We start from the raw sequence: 16,988 nt of genomic DNA, 5'->3' as shown, positions 1-16,988 counted from the left end.
AAAGTTGCCCTAAAAATTTAATAAAGTCCGAATTTGCCGTCTGTGCGTTTATATATCACACGCATTCTAGCATCTATATCGTTAAATACATAAAACTGTAAGTCGCTATTTTTAAGCTTCTCAAGTGCCTCTTCTATCTCAAGTGGCTTGTATAGTTCAAGCTCCATAGGCACGATCTCATCAATGCCTTCAATCTTTTCTTCGCCTATTCTAGCACGTATCTCTTTTCCTTCATCTTTGCCTTTTACAGTTGTTGCCTTGTCATGCTCACGACGAAGCACCTTTGAGGCACGATCTATTGCAAGATCAATAGCCGCATAGAGATCTTTGTCTCTTTGGCGGATAACGATTGTATCTTTATGTGCCATATTTAGTGAAAAGTCAGCACTAAAACCCTTTTTGCCTTGTCTTTCATCCGCCGCTACGACACATCTGCCTGAGATGATATCAAGGTTGTATTTACTGAGAGTATCAAAGGCATTTTGTATATACTCTTTGATAGGTTCTGTTAGTTCAAGCTGTCTGCCTACAATGCTAATATTCATTGCATACTCCTTATATGAAAGTATTTAGATTATAGCACAAAACGTTAAATTAATTTATAAAATTATAGTTTTTGTAAAGTACGTTTGTGAAATGAAATTTTATTTGTCGCATTCGTATCAGGAGAGTATACAAAAACATCGATCATCATCGTGCCTACGCTCTGTGGTGTTTGGATCTTTTCGCCCCTGCAAGCTGCAATATCGCCAAAAAATTTAATATAAACTTCGTAGTTTAGTAATATATTTACGTCATCATTTGTAAATTTTCCACTGATATATTTTATGCAACCACTATTAAAATCGTGTTTAAAAGCTTTTAACATAGCTACTTCCGTTGCTCCTTGTGCTAAAAGTTCTGCTTGTTCTCGTAGATAAATTTCACCACTTTGGCGTGATGTAAAATTTGCAAAACTCAAAGCCAATATAGACAAAGCTGAAACTAAGATCATAAAAAATATAGCAGTTATCAGGCTAAAAGCGTCTCTCACGTTACCGCCTTTGATTTACACACGACTAGTTCGCCATCTTTTAGACAAATTTTTATAATGATTGCTCCATTTTGCTCACTAAAGCTAAATTGTGTTAAATTTTGTGCCAAAATGCTACTCTCACCATTTTTATAATTTTGTCTATGCCACGGGCGATAGTTGTAGTAAAGTAAAAGATCAAATTTATCGCCACTATCGTTTTGTGGAACTAGGGCGTAAGCACTATGAGCTAGGTGGTATTGCTCTGAAATTTTACCACTAAAATCATCTGAAATTTTAAGTGTTGTGCTGTTTTGAATGGCAACTTTTGCTATATCTTTGGCTGGTAATCCATCGTATCCAAATGAACTTTCATTGTAGGCTATACCGCCAAATATCGCGATCACACCGCCATTTACGTCGCTAAAATTTACAGTTTTGTTACTTAAATCAGAAAAAATTTCTTTACCTAAGGTAAGATTGCTAAGTGGCGTTTTAAGCCCATTTTTGCTATCACTTGCCGTAAGATCAGCAAAGCCACTATAAACACCAGCATTAAATGCGTCATGAGAGTAGGCTATAAATTCTAAAATTTTATGATCTTTGTTTATGTTTTGGCTATTTAATAGTTTAAAATCCCCATTTTCGCTCCTTGCTATAACACTATCTTTTATACGATAGCTTAGCCGTTTGGCGATCATTTCTAGTGTTAGTTCTGTTTGATTTTGTAATAAATTTATAGTGCGATTTTGAGCGTAGTTTTGAAAGATCACATTTACTATCTCAAAGCTTGAAATACCGATGATACCGACCAAAACTATAACAAGTACGATCTCAATCATACTAAATGCAGATCTCATCGCCACTCTTTTGTATTTAGCTCGGCAGCATCGCCGATATTTGCGACAAATCCACTTAAATTTATCTGCGTATCATTGTTTGTTGCTATTACTTTTATGTGTTTTATGTCTTCGTTTTCATTAAAAATTTTATTATCATTTTTGACATCTATTTGATATGTTGAGCTTATGATAAAATCCAAATTATTACCATTTAGATTAAAATTTTCGCCACTAAAGTCATTTATGCTTTTTATATCATTTGCACCACAACTTTTGTTTAAATTTACACCATCTTTTGGCATAAAATTTCTACGCCCATCACCTTGTATGTGCCATTTTTTATAAAAGTCTATATATTCGCCATTTGTGCTTAAATTTCCATAAAATATCGGCAAAAGTTCATTTGGGTTATTGCTTATATGCTCACAGGTAAACGGTGCATTTAAGGTGGTTATAAGATAAGTTTTTGCATTCATTACACTCTCTTGCAATAGCGATGTTTTATTAGTTTGCGAGATTTGTTTGATTATAAGTGGAACACCCGTACTTATTAGAGAGATTATAATGATGCTCAAAACTGCTTCTATGAGTGAAAAACCAGCCCTTTTTACCATTGTATTCTGCGATTTGTTGCATCTTTTAAGCTTTTATCACCAACTATATTACCGACACCATTTTTGGCACTTCCAGCCCAGTTGCCACTACTTTTAAATTTGATATTAAACTCGATTTTATTTGCTTTTTTATCAAACTCATTATATATCAGCCAATTTGGTACTTCTGCTCTTATGGTGTCATTTGAGTATCCATTTTTAGATATATTTAAAGCCTGTATTCCATCTATTATGTTACTAGAAACTACTACCCTTTTACCTTTTTGTTCATAGCTATCGATACGACCCTGATCGTTTGTATGAAATTCGTTTATAAACCAACCATTGGTGTGTGGCACTCTTTGCCAGTCCTTATCTTTTTGCGATAGTTTGTATCTTTGAGTATCACAATTATTACAATAAACACTATAATATGCTTTTGCTTCTAGTGTTTTGCTTACTCCTTGCACCAAAGGCACATATATACGTCCGTAATAAAATTTAGCCGAAGTCTTGTCTATTTCAGCTGGTTTTTCATATATTACACCGATTATTTTACCATCGGTAATATTTATAAATTTAAACTCGTCGCTACTTATCTCAAATGGATTTGACTTTTTTGAGCTATCTCTTTTAAAGTTAAACTCTATCTCGCCATTTGCCACACCATTTAAGAAAATACTCTTTAGTGCGGTAAATTTATTGTCTTTTTTATTTTGATCTTTTTTGATAAGAGCTGAGTTTGGTATATAAAAAATATCACTTTTTTGTGTCGCATTAAGATCAATTTCAAAACTAACATCTTTTGCATAACAATTTGTGCTATACATTTTAGCCACTGTGTTATCATTTAACCTTGCAGTGATGTCAAATGTCGCACTTGCATACATATCGTGGTTGTTTGAGAGTGAGTTTAAATAAGTCATCGTACCATTTTGAAAATTTTTAATCTTGAGATTATCTATCATAATATCTTTTGGGATAAATTTAATAATATGCTTTTTGATAGGGATATTGCATCCTATCTTTCCTTCGGCTTCTATGTTAGAATCGCTATCTGCTATGCAGTCATTTTGTGCTTGATCCAGTGCGGTATAAGTGCTATCTGTGCCTTGTATATACACCTCTCCTATATCTTGAAAGCTTAAATTTTTAAGCTTTGCTTTACCGTTAATAAAATCAGCTTTTAATGAAATTTCATCTAAAAATGCAATCGAAGTGTTGCAATCTCGTGGAAGTTTTAACATAAATTTGATATTTTCAAGCGAATTTGAGTAGTTTAAAGCTAGATCATTGTTTGCATTAGTTGCTTTAAGCCCAATGTGATTATAAATTTTTGCTCCGATTAACTCATCACTTGAAAGCGGTTTTTCTGTATTTATATCATATAAAACAAGCTCTTTTGGTCTTACAGCAAATGGCTCAGTTTGGCAAAATTGTTTTATCTTATTTGTGTTTTTATCAAGATATGAGATACGAAAATGCAACTCAGGATAGGCTTTATTGATAACTAAATTTTTAAGAGTGATTAGGTTTTTATTATCCAAATTTACACTTCTAGCTCCGCCTTCAAGCACATTTTGTGAATTTTTACACTCATCATATGATGATACGATGTCTATGCTTATATTGCTATTTGCTTGACTTGACACAAAAGCCTTGTTTTGACGGTCAAATGAGATTAGATTAACATCAAAGGCTTTATTGGCAATCTGTGTAAATAAATTTGTATTATCATTTTGTGTTTTAAAATTTTTATTTACAACCATTATATTGTCTATATTGTCGTCATCATCGTTGATAAATACAAGATGGCTACTAAAACCACATACGCCTATTCTGCCCTGTTTTTTATGATTTGTCTCTTCATTTTTGTATAATACTTCAAAGCTCGTTCGTTTAAATTTATTTCTTAACGACATATCAAGCTGCACTATGGCTTTTGTAGTTTTATCTAAACTACCGCCACGTACCGTATTTATGCTATTTTGTGCACCTTTACCGACACGAAAATACAACGCATTATCATTTGGAATTTGCACAAATGTATCTGAGATCTTGTCCATTTGAGTTACATTAAATACTTCGGTTGTTGGGGCATTTGCAACATAGCTTGAGTTTTGTATATACTCAGCACTCTGTGTATCTATTGTTGCTTTAAGTGTTACGTCAGATACACGGACATCTTTTATGGTTTTTATCTCAAGTTTTGTGCGTAGTATATCGCCACTTTTTGCTGTAGCTATGAAGCCAACCGGTATAAATTCTGTCTCGTTGATTTTTTTGATCTCAAGTACCTCGTCATAACAAAGCTCACTTGAGTTACCAGAGTAGCGAACCACATCGCTACTGCTCTCACTCGCATATGCATAAATAACAAAAAGTAGAGCGATGATGGTTTTATGGGACATAAATTTATTTTTTTTCTATGAAATTTTCTATCTTTTCGGCTTGTCCGTATTGTGGATATGAGACAACGTCTAAAACGACTTGAGATAGTGTCATATTATCCATATTGCAAACTATCGGAGCGATAAAATTTACTGTTGAAGTTTCAAGTGGCAAGGATACTACTATGATGTTATAAACGCGTAGTTGTGAGCTCTCTTTTATCTCCATTAGCTCTTCGTAGTATGTAGGTATGTCAAATTCGTAGTTTCTTAGTGCGAATGGGTTTATCATTGTAAATGTTGTTTTATCATCTTTGCTGACTAATCTAACAAAAAAGTTATCAAGCTCAACAAGCTCCATTGTCTTTATATGTTCAAAGCCAAGTATCGGACTTTTGACTGAAAATATCATATTTTGATCCTTTTAGATTTATCTTTTTTCATATCGTCATATTTTACCATTTTTGTGATAAAAAAACAAAAATTTAAACTTTTATGCAAAAATAATGGCAAAAAATGTAAAATATGCGAAATTTAAATTTATAAGGGAAGTTATGCAGGAGATTTTTAAATTTATATTAAGCATTAGCTTTATAGCAATGCTTGTTGGTTGTTCTGAAAAGGCATCTACTGAGCTTTACAATCTAACCCCAGATGAGTGGTATGCTCAGATTATCACAGACATAAAAGATAGTGACTTAGAAGCTGCCGATAAGCACTATATATCGATGGCAAGTGAACACGTCGCAAGCCCACTTTTAGAGCAAATTTTACTCATTTTAGCTCAAGCACACGCAAATGATGAGGAGTATTTACTTGCAAACTACTATCTTGATGAGTATATCAAGCGTTACGGTGATGGTGGTGCAAAGACAGAATTTGCTCAATATCTAAAAATCAAAGCAAATTTTGATTCGTTTACTCAGCCAAATCGCAACCAAAAACTTATGCAAGATAGTGTAAATGAGATAGAAAAATTTTTATATATGTATCCAAACACGCAGTATAGACCGCTGATAGATACAATGCTTATTAAATTTAAGTTAGCACTTTACTATCTTGATCTTCAGATATTTGACCTCTATGAACGCACTGGTCGTATGGTCTCGGCTGAAATTTATCAGCAAAAGCTAGACGAGTCGCCACTAAAAGATGCAAATATGATAAAGCCTGATCTGGCTTGGTATAGAAAATTGTTTGAATAGGAGAGAAATTGCAAATAAATGATAATAAAATTTTACAGACAGATTTGCCGATAATTGTCGAAGATGAGCTATTTTTATATCCATTTATGATAACGCCACTATTTTTGAGTGACGAAGAAAACCTGCGTGCTCTTGATATGGCGTTGCAAAATGAAACACCGATATTAGTTGTGCCAAGTAAGCCACAAAATGATGGCTCAAGAGAATTTGATGGTATATATGATGCTGGAGTTATTGGCACGATAATGCGTCGTGTGCCACTACCTGATGGACGTGTAAAAATTCTATTTCAGGGTGTTGATAAAGGGCGTATTATAAGTCAAACTAATTCTAATCCACTTCAAGCTATAGTTGATATAATCCATGTAAATCGCCCATCTGCTGCAAAGACTGATGCCCTTATCGTAGTGCTTCGTGAGAAGGTTAGAGAGCTATCGCAGTTTAGCCACTTTTTCCCACCTGATCTACTTAAAACTATAGAGGAGAGTGCTGAGGCTACACGTGTTTGCGACCTTATATCGTCTGCGTTAAGGCTTAAAAAACAGATAGCTTATAACTTTTTCATAGAAGAAAATTTAGAACAGCGTCTGCTTAAACTTATTGATTATGTTATCGAAGAGATAGAGGCAAACAAGCTTCAAAAAGAGATAAAAAATAAAGTCCATTCTAAGATTGATAAGACGAATAAGGAGTATTTTTTAAAAGAGCAGTTAAAGCAAATTCAAGCTGAGCTTGGTACAGATGGTAACCGTGAAGAGGAGCTTGAAGAGTATCGTAAAAAGCTAGAAAATAAAAAGAAATTTATGGGTGATGATGCCTATAAAGAGATAAAAAAGCAGATAGATAAACTCTCTCGTATACACCCAGACTCGGCTGACGCAAATACCATTCAGAGTTATCTTGATTGGGTTTTGGAAGTACCGTTTGAGAACTTAGCTAAGAAAAAGTCATCTATTACCGAAGTTAGCAAACATCTAAATGCCGATCATTATAGTTTAGAAAAACCAAAAGAGCGGATTGAGGAATATTTTGCATTGCGTGAGCTTTTGGAACTTCGTGGCGTGAGTGATAAAGTAAATAATGGGGCGATTTTATGCTTTGTAGGACCTCCAGGTGTTGGCAAAACCAGTCTTGCAAACTCAATCGCAAAGGCATTAAAGCGTGAGCTAGTGCGTATCGCTTTAGGCGGATTGGAGGATGTCAATGAGCTTCGCGGACACCGTCGTACCTACATAGGAGCTATGCCTGGACGTATTGTGCAAGGGCTTATAGAGGCAAAGCAGATGAACCCTGTTGTTGTGCTTGATGAGATAGATAAAGTTGGGCGAAGCTACAGAGGCGATCCTACTGCTGTAATGTTAGAAATTCTTGACCCTGAGCAAAACAATAAATTTAGAGATTATTATCTAAATTTTAACATTGATCTTAGCAAAATTATCTTTGTCGCTACAGCAAATGATGCAAGTATGATACCTGCACCGCTGCGTGACAGGATGGAGTTTATCCAGCTTAGTTCGTATACACCGCAGGAGAAATTTGAGATAGCCAAAAAATATCTTTTACCACAAGAGCTTAAAAAACATGGCTTAAAACCAGCTGATGTTAGTATAAGCAAAGATGGACTCGAACTTATCATAAGTGATTACACTCGCGAAAGTGGTGTGCGTAACTTACGTCGTAGGATAGCTGATATTTTACGAAAAGTTGCTAAAAATATCTTAACAAAAAGAAGCGAGGGTAAAGTCTTAATAACTGCTAAAAATTTAAAAGAGTTTTTAGAGAAAAAGGTTTATGAGATAGAACAGGCTGATAAAAAAGATCAGATAGGGCAGGTAAATGGACTTGCATGGACTAGTGTGGGTGGCGACGTACTTCGTATAGAGGCGATACGCATACAGGGCAAGGGTGCCATGCAGATAACTGGACAGCTTGGCGATGTGATGAAAGAGAGTGCTCAGATAGCATTTAGTGTTGTTAAGGTGTTAATAGATAGTAAAAAACTCAAAGTACCGATGGCTATCGTGCCTAAATTTGACGATGACAAGCGAAAACTTGAGCCTAGTGATGTTTATCGTAGATATGACTTGCACTTGCACGTACCTGAGGGTGCTACACCAAAAGATGGTCCAAGTGCTGGTATAACGATGGTAACGGCAATAGCCTCAATACTAACTAACATCAAAGTAAGGCATGATGTAGCTATGACTGGCGAGATAACGTTAAGCGGCAAGGTATTACCTATTGGCGGACTAAAAGAAAAACTTATAGCCGCACACAAAGCTGGTGTAAAAACTGCTTTAATACCTCGTAAAAATTATGATCGCGATTTGGATGATATACCACAGGATGTAAAAGACGATATGAATATTATTGCCGTTGATATTATTGATGATGTCCTTAAAAATGCACTTGTGATTAAATAAAATTTTTATTTGATTAAAGTAGTAGTTTTATTATCTAAATAAGACTACTATAACAAAATCAGTTATAAGAAAGTTTTGAGTTTGCTAAAAATATAAATTTTTGAGTAAGATAAATAGCCTATCTAATTTGTAGATTTAAAATAGATAGGCTAAATTTGACTATAATCCTTCAAATGGGTTTGTTACTACATCATCTCTATCAACTATATAAGGTATTATAGCAGCTTGGCGTGCTCTTTTTATCGCTTTTTCTACCATTTCTTGGTATTTTTTAGATGTGCCTGTTAGACGGCGTGGCATTATCTTAAATCTCTCTGATAAGCAATACTTTAAAAGTGAAGTATCTTTGTAGTCAATAAAATCTATCTTTGCCTCTGTAAATTTGCAATATTTTCTTGAATATTTTCTTTTCTCTGCCATTTTTTATCTCCTTTGTTAAAACGGTATACTGTCGTCGCTTTCGTATTTATCAGCATCGACATTAATATCTGGAACATCACTATAATCATCTTGAACAGCTTGTTTATTATACTGCTGTATCTGTGGCTTTTGCGGTGCATTTTGATAACTGTTTTGGTTATAGCCACTTTGTCCATTAAAACCTGAGTTGTTTTGGTTTTGATAGCTATTTTGTTGCGAAAAACCACTTTGATTATTTTGAGTGTACCCACCTTGATTTTGCTGAGAATTTGAGCTTAACATCTCCATATTTTCGACGCTTACTGTGTGTTTGCTACGATTTTGTCCGTTGTTGTCTTGCCATTGATCAAATTTTAATCGACCTTCTACGAGTAGCTTTGAGCCTTTTGAAAGATATTGATTAGCTATCTCAGCTTGTTTACCAAAAAATGTAATATCAATAAAGCAAGTTTCCTCACGCTTTTCGCCATTTGTTGTAAAGCGACGAGTTACTGCTATGCTAGAGTTACCAATAGCTGCACCATTTGTAGTGTATCGTAGCTCAATGTCGCGAGTTAAATTTCCTATTAAAACTACTTTATTGAACATCTTTTATCCTTAATTATTCCTCTGTTGAGGTTTGCTCTTCTGTTTTTTCGACTCTTGGTTCACGAGGTGCTCTTGGTTCACGAGTCTCTTTTTTGATAGTTTGTTTAATGCCTTTGCACATTCTTTCCCAAGCTGCGATCTCTCTTTTATTTTCATACTTCACACTTAAAAATCTTATGATGTCTTCTGTGATTCTGATATTTCTAGTTAGCTCAGCTAAAAGTGTAGGCGGTGCTTTATAATATATTACAAAATATGTTCCGCGCTCATATTTTTTGATGGTATAAGCAAGTTTCCTTGTTCCCATCTCTACAATAGTGGCAATCTCGCCACCGTTTTTAGTAATGACCTCTTTTACGAAATCAACCTTTGCTTTAACTTCTTCCTCGGTCAGCGTTGGCTTTAGGATGAATAAAAGCTCATAATGTCTCATTGTCTCTCCTTATGGGTATTTAGCTCACTTTTGTGAGCAAGGATGCTTAGATTAAGCAAGTCTTGGATTATACTCTTTTTTTACTTAATTTTTGCTGTTGATATTAGATTTTGCAGATTTAGGATATTTGAGAGTAAAAAGGCACTTTTGTCTAGTTTTACGTTTGTTTTTAGCTCCAACTCACATAAATTTAGAGTCATAAAAATTTGCCTATAAACCTTTAAATTTATAGACAAACTCTGTGATTTTAAACTCTCTGCGACATTTTGTGGCGGTGCGTAGCCGATAGCTTCTTTGATATCAAATCTTCCGTTTATCTTTATATAAGAGTGTAATTTAAATAGCCTGAAAAATGCTTTGTAAAATGAATTTATAAGTAAAATTTCGTTAAAACTTGGGTCTTGTTCATAGGCAAAAAAGTCATTTTTTATATCTTTTAAACTTATAAATTTATTAAAAAAATCATCAAAACTAACACCACCCAGCCCAAAAACTAGTCGCCTCACTATATCTTGGTCAATGTGCGTGTTTAAACTAGCTAGTTTATTTAGCTCGCTTGCAGCAAGATAGAGATTTTCATTGTGTATAAAGTATAGCTCATATAGAGCATTTTTTGTGATATTTAGTCCTATTTTAGCAGCCGAGCGTGAGAGTAACATTACCGCTTCATCTGGGCTATTTGGCTTAAAAAAACGAGCAAAATTTATGCCAAAAATTTTTTGCGTTTCAAGAGCTATTTTCATATCTGATTCGTAAAATTCAAATAAAAAGTAGTTTTCGCTACTTGTTTCACAAGCTCTTACAAGCTCTTTTAGCTCCTTACCAACTATCTTTTTATCACTTTTTATGTGTAATAAATTTTTACCGCCAAATAGCGATGGCTCGCTGATATGTGCTTTTGCTTTGGCAAAATCATACTCATCAAAATACAAGCTAAGCATATTTGTATCGCTAATATTATATAAATTTAAAATCTCTTTTGCAAAAAGCTCTATCTGATACTCATCTGCACCAAATAGCAAGAAAAAATTTGCTACTTTATTATTTGCAAGTAGTCCTTCAAGCTCTTTTCTATACATTTTGACTCTTTTTATCAAGCTTAGCTACGACTTTACCGACGATCTTTGCGGTTGCTATATCAGCTTCGGTTATACGCACTATTACACGCTGCAAAAGCTCACATGTGTATCCTATGATAAAAATTCTAGCACCCTTTAGCTTATCGTCTAGTTTTGCAACAAGTGTACTTTGATTTTCAATGATGTAGCACTCATAGGTATTGCCAATGTTTTCATTCGCCCATCTAGCAAATTTTCTATCCATAAAGTCAAATGATACCTTATCGGCTTCCCTTTCAAGCTCACTTAAATTCGCACAAGTCTCAGCAATATTTAAAAGCAAGTAATTATAAAATTTATCATCATTGGCTAAATCTGCTTTTAAAAGGCGGTGCAAAATAAGATCTGAATATCGACGTATAGGGCTTGTAAAGTGTGTATATCTTTCAAATCCAAGTCCAAAGTGTCCGTGATTTTCACTTGCGTACTCAGCCTTTTTCTGGGCTTTGATGATAAGTTTGTCTATCTCTTCTCTGTTGCCGATAAGCTCAGCTTTTGCTTGAATTTTACGAATTAAATTTGCCAGATCGCTCTCATAAGCAAATTCAAGTCCAAGGGTAGCTAGATCGTTTAGAAGGTTATTTATCTTTTTTAGATCAGGTGATGCGTGATTTCTAAAAATACCACGTTTTATGCGTTTTGCGGCGGCTTTGTTGGCTAATAACATACAATCTTCAACAAGGCGGTGCGAGTCTGAGTCGCTCTCAAAGCGTGTTGCGTAAACCTTACCATCATCATCTAAGCTCATTCTAAGCTCTTGCGTATGAAAATCAAAGGCTTTGATAAGGCGTTTTTTACGCAGTTTGCTAGTTAGCTCAAATAGTGGTTTTAACCACTCTATCTTGCAAGGCATTGGGCTATTTAAAATTTTATCTATTTCATCGTAGTTAAAACGGTGTTTTGATAGGATTATAGCTTCAAAAAGCTCTTCGTTTATGACTTCACCATTTTCATCGAGTGAAATTTTAAAGCAAAATGCTAGGCGTGGTACGTTTGGTTTAAGCGAGCAGATATTTTCACTCAAAGCTCGTGGCAACATAGGCACGGCAATGTGTGGAAAATAGATAGAAAAGCCACGAGTTTTGGCCTCACTGTCAATGGCTGAGTATGGTGGCACATATTCGCTAACATCTGCTATAGCTACATAAATTGTATTTTTTCCTTTATCAAAATATATAGCATCATCAAAGTCTTTAGCATCAATTGGGTCTATTGTGCAAAAGTTAAGGTGTTGTAGATCTATTCGGTTTGGATACATTGCAGGATCTACTTCATCACCCCACGCAGCCGCCTCATTCTCACAAATCTCACTAAATTTATCATTTTTATTATACATAGCAAGTGAAATTTTATCATCGCTAAATGGGTCGTTTATATTCCCTAAAACTTTAACGATTTCGTTATTTACATTATTTATTTTTAATAAAGTGCCCTGCGGTAAGGCTTTTAGACTCTTTTGCGATGCTTTTAAAGATAGGTTTAAACCAGTTTTTAAATTTACTCCAAGTATGGCAGCACCAAAGCTTTTGGTGTATACTACACTCGTTTCGCTGGCTAGTTTTAGGCTCATTATGACTTTGCCACTATCACGCTTTTTCCTAGTCCTTAAAAGCTTTACAAGCACAATATCACCGTAGTGTGAGTTATTTAAATTTTTATTTTCTATAAGTATATCTTGTTTAAAACGCTTATCAAATGGTATCAAAAAGCCAGTACCATTTGAGCTTATGTCGAGTTTACCACAGACAAAGCCGTCATTTAGATAAAATTTATTTTTGTATTTGCTAACGGCATTTAAATTTAAAAGATTTCGTAAAACTTCCTTGTTTCTAGCAGAAACTTCTTTTTCGCTTATGCCGCTAAGAAGTGCTGTGAGAAATTCCTTCACAGATTGTCTTTGACCTTTGCGGTAGCCATTAAGAATGTATCGTGCCCAAAGCCGTATTCATCTAGCAATGGTAGAGTATTTTGTATGCTTGTTTCATCTAGTTGGTTAAAAATATTTACAGATGTTTTTACAACTTTTAGAGCTTTTGCATACTCTTTGATATGCTCGGGAGCCTCTTCTGGATCACTTGAGTAAAGGATAGAGTTTATCAGCTCATTCTCTAAATTCCACTGTTCAAAAATTTTAGCCGTTACCTCTTCGTTTGTAATCTCTAAAAATTCACTCTCAAGTAGCCCTAGATCGCTTGGATATACGATATTTTTAAGACGAAGTTTAAACTCATCATCAAGCCCACGTTCGATCAGCTCGTGTGAAAGGACGATCTTTCCGACTTCAAGCATAAATGAAGCTGGTGAGAGTATCTCAAGGTTGCGTGGTTTGATTTTAGAATACCAATTATAAGTAAGTGCATTTTGGATAGTTGAAATATTTAAAAAGTCTTGTGATGTGATGCCATATGGATCTAAATTTATAGCAAAGCTCCTTTTTATCGCACTAGCTATTGCAAATCCACGAATAGTCGCCATGCCAAAAAGTGAAATAGCACGAGCGATAGTTGTGATCTCTTGGCTAAAACCATAAAGTGGTGAATTTGCTGAACGTAAAATATTTGCTATAAGCATAGGATCACACTCTACAACCTTTGTTAAGTCATTGATAGAACTGTTTTCATTAGCACATAGACGCTGTATCTCGACGATCGTGTCATCAAGCGGTGGTAGAGTTTTTATCTTTTTATAAATAGAATCATTCATTTGTATTTACTTTCCAAATTTAAATTTTTTAGGCTATTGTATCAAAAATGGCTTTTTATAAAACTTAAATTAAAAATTTTAAAATTTTCAGCGATATTTGATTTCTTTAAATGTATAATCTCAAAAAATTTTAATTACAAAGGGGCATTTATGGCTGTAAATATCTATTATGACAAGGATTGTGATATAAGCTTGATAAGAGGCAAAAAAGTCGCTATCATCGGTTTTGGTTCACAAGGACATGCACACGCAGAAAACTTACGTGATAGTGGCGTGGATGTAGTCATAGGACTTGCAAAATGTGGCAAGAGCTGGGCGAAAGCTGAAGCTAAAAATTTTAGCGTAAAGAGCGTTTGTGAGGCGACAAAGGGAGCTGATGTCATTATGATTTTGACGCCAGATGAACTTCAAGCTGAAATTTATAAAAATGAGATCGAGCCAAATTTAAAAGATGGTGCGGCGATTGCATTTGGACATGGATTTAACGTACATTTTGGCCAGATAAAAGCTCCTAAAAATATTGACGTAATAATGATAGCTCCAAAAGCACCCGGACATACCGTAAGGAGTGAGTTTGTAAAAGGTGGTGGCATACCTGATCTCATCGCTGTTGAGCAAGATGCAAGTGGACAAGCAAAACAGATAGCTCTAAGTTATGCAAGTGCGATAGGCGGTGGCAGAACTGGTATCATAGAGACTACTTTTAAAGACGAGACTGAAACGGATTTGTTTGGTGAGCAGGCTGTGCTTTGTGGTGGACTTTGTGCCCTTGTGAATGCTGGATTTGAGACACTCACAGAGGCCGGTTATGAACCTGAGATGGCATATTTTGAGTGCTTACACGAGCTAAAACTCATCGTTGATCTTATGTATCAAGGCGGCATGGCTGATATGCGTTACTCGATCTCAAATACTGCTGAATATGGCGATTATGTGAGTGGTGTAAGAGTTGTTGGTGAAGAGAGCAAAAAGGCAATGAAAGAGATCTTAAAAGAGATTCAAAATGGCAAATTTGCAAAAGACTTTATCCTTGAGCGTAAAGCTGGATATGTTAGAATGAATGCAGAACGAGGTATATCAGAACGCTCATTACTTAATCAAACAGGCAAAAAACTACGTGCAATGATGCCATGGATAAGTGCTGGAAAGCTCGTAGATCAAAACAAAAACTAGACTTTGAACGATAAAAAACAGACTATAAAAAAGCGTCCAAAAATAAGCAAAAAAAACAAATCTGGACGCTTTGGCAGTAAAATTTATATCGGATTTTCACTACTTGCATTGTTGCTGGTTATCACATTGATTGTAGCTTTAAATAGCGTTAAAAATGGCAACAATATAACTAAAACAGTATCTAGTAATATTAATAAAATAGAAAATAATACAAAAAATATAGATACAAAAAGACAAGAGAAGCCTAGAAAAGAGCATGAAAGACTAAAATATCCTCTTAAATTTGATGAAGATGAAAATTTAAGTAAAATTTTTATAGATCCTGAGCTAGAGTCAAAAAAACAAAAGCAAAAAGCCAGTGATAAAGAGAGCATAAACATTTCAAAATCACAAAATTTAAGTGAAAAAAAGGGGGAAACAAAGCTAGAAAATTTAAATATAGATAAAAGCAAAACCATAGTATCGCTACCGACCCCACATCTTAAGGTAGAATCGGTTAAAATGGAGCTTAATCAGACTAAAGATTATAATCAAACAGTGCATAAAATAGAAAAATCAATAGAAGAAACAGAAAAGGTCGCTAGACATAAAAAAGAAGAAAAGCCACAAAAGCAAAAAGCACTATCTCCTGCTAAAAGCAATATGCAAAGTGAAAAATTTGATGGTAAACCGCGTCTTGTCATAATCATCGATGATGTGGCTACATTTGAACATGCTTTTATGATACGCTCAACTGGGCTTAAGCTCACTCCATCCATATTTCCAGCAACTAAAAACCACCCAGATACGCCTAAAATAGCTGATTTATTCGAGTTTTTTATGATACATCTACCAATGCAAGCAAAGAGCTTTGATCACCCTGAAATAGGTACTTTAAATATTAATGATAGCTTTGAGACTATATTAAAAAGGGTGCAAAAAGTAAGAGCAGACTTCCCGCGTGCAAGGTATATAAATAACCATACTGGCTCAAAATTTACAAGTGATTTTAAAGCTATGGATAAGGCGTATCGTGCTTTTATACAGGAGAAATTTACATTCATTGATAGTAAGACGATAGCGACAAGTGTCGTTGCAAGTGTCGCTAGTAAATACTCACAGCCATATATAGTTAGAGATGTGTTTTTAGACGATAGTGCAACATATGCAGCAGTAAAAAAAGAGTTGGCAAATGCTGTTAGAATAGCCAAAAAACGTGGTTATGCTATAGCGATAGGACACCCTAAAAAATCAACTATTCAGGCAATTAAAGACGCTAAAAATGGTATTTTAAGAGAAGTTGAAGTAGTTTATCTAAAAGATATTTTATGAAAATTTTAGACAAGATTCCAAATGTAGTAAAACGGCTTAAAAATCCACCTAAAATTTTATACTATGAAGGAAATTTAGAGCTTTTAAGCCGTAAAAAGGTCGCAGTTGTTGGCTCAAGAAAAGCCAGCATATATACAAAAGAGTGCGTTGTCCAGCTTTGCGTGAAGCTGAAAAATGCAGGAGTCTGCGTCGTTAGTGGCGGAGCTATAGGTGTCGATATAGCTGCACACAAAGGGAGTATGCCGCTGACTATAGGTGTTTTTGCAAGTGGACTTGACGTGATTTATCCGCAATCAAATGCTAAGTTTATAAAAGAAATTTACACTCACGGTTTGGCGATAAGCGAGTATCCTCCTAAGACATTGCCACTTGGATTTAGATTTTTAGAGCGAAATCGCATAGTTGTCTCTCTTTGTGATGCCTTAGTAGTCGCTCAAGCAGATTTGCAAAGTGGCTCTATGCAAAGTGCTCGTATGGCCTATGAGATAGGTGTACCTATATATGTTTTACCTCAGCGTATTGGTGAGAGTAATGGCACAAATATGCTACTTGCCGAACAAAAGGCTAGTTTGATAAATGATTTTGATGACTTTGTCGCTAGATTTGGCGATATTAAGGCTTTGACACCTGATTTTTTTGATGACGATATCATAGAATTTTGTAAAAATGGCGTATCATTAGAACAAGCTTTAGATAAATTTGGTGACGTAATATATGAATATGAGCTTGATGGACGACTAGAGATAAATCATCTGCGTGTTAAAAGTGTGATGTAGG

Annotated in this window: 17 protein-coding genes; 5 read left to right on the top strand and 12 right to left on the bottom strand. The window is 34.9% G+C overall.

Annotated features, from left to right (window positions below; translation table 11 throughout):
* Window positions 1-17: 17 nt before the first annotated feature.
* From hpf to fliW, 6 genes are all read right to left on the bottom strand, one after another.
* The gene (gene hpf / locus KDE13_RS00925; RefSeq protein ID WP_212140275.1) at window positions 18-545 is read right to left on the bottom strand and encodes a ribosome hibernation-promoting factor, HPF/YfiA family; all 528 of its coding nucleotides are present in this window, start codon (window positions 543-545) and stop codon (window positions 18-20) included.
* Window positions 546-607: 62 nt separating this feature from the next.
* Entirely contained in the window at window positions 608-1,033 is a 426-nt protein-coding gene (locus tag KDE13_RS00920) for a type II secretion system protein (RefSeq protein ID WP_212142609.1), read from the bottom strand.
* Window positions 1,030-1,872: a type IV pilus modification PilV family protein gene (locus KDE13_RS00915; protein ID WP_212142608.1), complete on the bottom strand. Its 843-nt coding sequence runs from the start codon at window positions 1,870-1,872 to the stop codon at window positions 1,030-1,032. The genes KDE13_RS00920 and KDE13_RS00915 overlap by 4 nt, the downstream gene beginning before the upstream one ends.
* Entirely contained in the window at window positions 1,869-2,468 is a 600-nt protein-coding gene (locus KDE13_RS00910) for a prepilin-type N-terminal cleavage/methylation domain-containing protein (RefSeq protein ID WP_212142607.1), read from the bottom strand. The genes KDE13_RS00915 and KDE13_RS00910 overlap by 4 nt, the downstream gene beginning before the upstream one ends.
* Window positions 2,462-4,858, bottom strand: a complete 2,397-nt coding sequence (locus KDE13_RS00905) for a hypothetical protein (RefSeq protein WP_212142606.1) — start codon at window positions 4,856-4,858, stop codon at window positions 2,462-2,464. The genes KDE13_RS00910 and KDE13_RS00905 overlap by 7 nt, the downstream gene beginning before the upstream one ends.
* Window positions 4,859-4,862: 4 nt before the next feature.
* The gene (gene fliW, locus KDE13_RS00900; RefSeq protein WP_212140280.1) at window positions 4,863-5,249 is read right to left on the bottom strand and encodes a flagellar assembly protein FliW; all 387 of its coding nucleotides are present in this window, start codon (window positions 5,247-5,249) and stop codon (window positions 4,863-4,865) included.
* Between the two features lie 142 nt (window positions 5,250-5,391).
* Here fliW and KDE13_RS00895 point away from each other — a divergent pair, with 142 nt between their 5' ends.
* A complete protein-coding gene (locus KDE13_RS00895) occupies window positions 5,392-6,042 on the top strand; it encodes an outer membrane protein assembly factor BamD (RefSeq protein ID WP_212140281.1) in 651 nt (216 codons plus the stop codon).
* Between the two features lie 8 nt (window positions 6,043-6,050).
* On the top strand, window positions 6,051-8,465 hold the full coding sequence (lon, locus tag KDE13_RS00890; RefSeq protein WP_212142605.1) for an endopeptidase La: 2,415 nt from the start codon (window positions 6,051-6,053) through the stop codon (window positions 8,463-8,465).
* Between the two features lie 159 nt (window positions 8,466-8,624).
* Here lon and rpsR read toward each other — a convergent pair whose 3' ends face one another.
* From rpsR to KDE13_RS00860, 6 genes are all read right to left on the bottom strand, one after another.
* Window positions 8,625-8,885, bottom strand: a complete 261-nt coding sequence (gene rpsR, locus KDE13_RS00885; protein WP_212140283.1) for a 30S ribosomal protein S18 — start codon at window positions 8,883-8,885, stop codon at window positions 8,625-8,627.
* Between the two features lie 15 nt (window positions 8,886-8,900).
* Window positions 8,901-9,473, bottom strand: coding sequence for a single-stranded DNA-binding protein (locus KDE13_RS00880; RefSeq protein WP_212140284.1), 573 nt, complete (start codon window positions 9,471-9,473; stop codon window positions 8,901-8,903).
* 13 nt (window positions 9,474-9,486) lie between these two features.
* The gene (rpsF, locus tag KDE13_RS00875; protein ID WP_212140285.1) at window positions 9,487-9,906 is read right to left on the bottom strand and encodes a 30S ribosomal protein S6; all 420 of its coding nucleotides are present in this window, start codon (window positions 9,904-9,906) and stop codon (window positions 9,487-9,489) included.
* Window positions 9,907-9,986: 80 nt separating this feature from the next.
* Complete coding sequence (holA, locus tag KDE13_RS00870; protein ID WP_212140286.1) at window positions 9,987-10,985, bottom strand: DNA polymerase III subunit delta; 999 nt, start codon at window positions 10,983-10,985, stop codon at window positions 9,987-9,989.
* Window positions 10,978-12,912 (bottom strand): ribonuclease R family protein, encoded by a 1,935-nt coding sequence (locus KDE13_RS00865; RefSeq protein WP_212142604.1) that lies wholly within the window; start codon window positions 12,910-12,912, stop codon window positions 10,978-10,980. The genes holA and KDE13_RS00865 overlap by 8 nt, the downstream gene beginning before the upstream one ends.
* Entirely contained in the window at window positions 12,909-13,727 is an 819-nt protein-coding gene (locus KDE13_RS00860) for an HDOD domain-containing protein (RefSeq protein WP_212140288.1), read from the bottom strand. Before KDE13_RS00860 ends, KDE13_RS00865 begins: the two co-directional genes overlap by 4 nt.
* A gap of 150 nt (window positions 13,728-13,877) precedes the next feature.
* Between KDE13_RS00860 and ilvC the strand changes: the two genes are divergently transcribed.
* From ilvC to dprA, 3 genes are read left to right on the top strand one after another with little or no spacing between them, the layout of a single operon-like run.
* A complete protein-coding gene (gene ilvC, locus KDE13_RS00855; RefSeq protein ID WP_212142292.1) occupies window positions 13,878-14,900 on the top strand; it encodes a ketol-acid reductoisomerase in 1,023 nt (340 codons plus the stop codon).
* 3 nt (window positions 14,901-14,903) lie between these two features.
* A complete protein-coding gene (locus tag KDE13_RS00850; RefSeq protein WP_212142603.1) occupies window positions 14,904-16,211 on the top strand; it encodes a divergent polysaccharide deacetylase family protein in 1,308 nt (435 codons plus the stop codon).
* Window positions 16,208-16,987 carry a DNA-processing protein DprA gene (dprA, locus tag KDE13_RS00845; protein WP_212142294.1) on the top strand — a complete coding sequence of 260 codons (780 nt, stop codon included), beginning with the start codon at window positions 16,208-16,210 and terminating at the stop codon, window positions 16,985-16,987. The genes KDE13_RS00850 and dprA overlap by 4 nt, the downstream gene beginning before the upstream one ends.
* Window position 16,988 lies beyond the last annotated feature (1 nt).

The organism is Campylobacter anatolicus (assembly GCF_018145655.1).
Classification (GTDB): Bacteria; Campylobacterota; Campylobacteria; order Campylobacterales; family Campylobacteraceae; genus Campylobacter_A; species Campylobacter_A anatolicus.
This window is presented reverse-complemented; position numbering and strand designations above follow the sequence as displayed.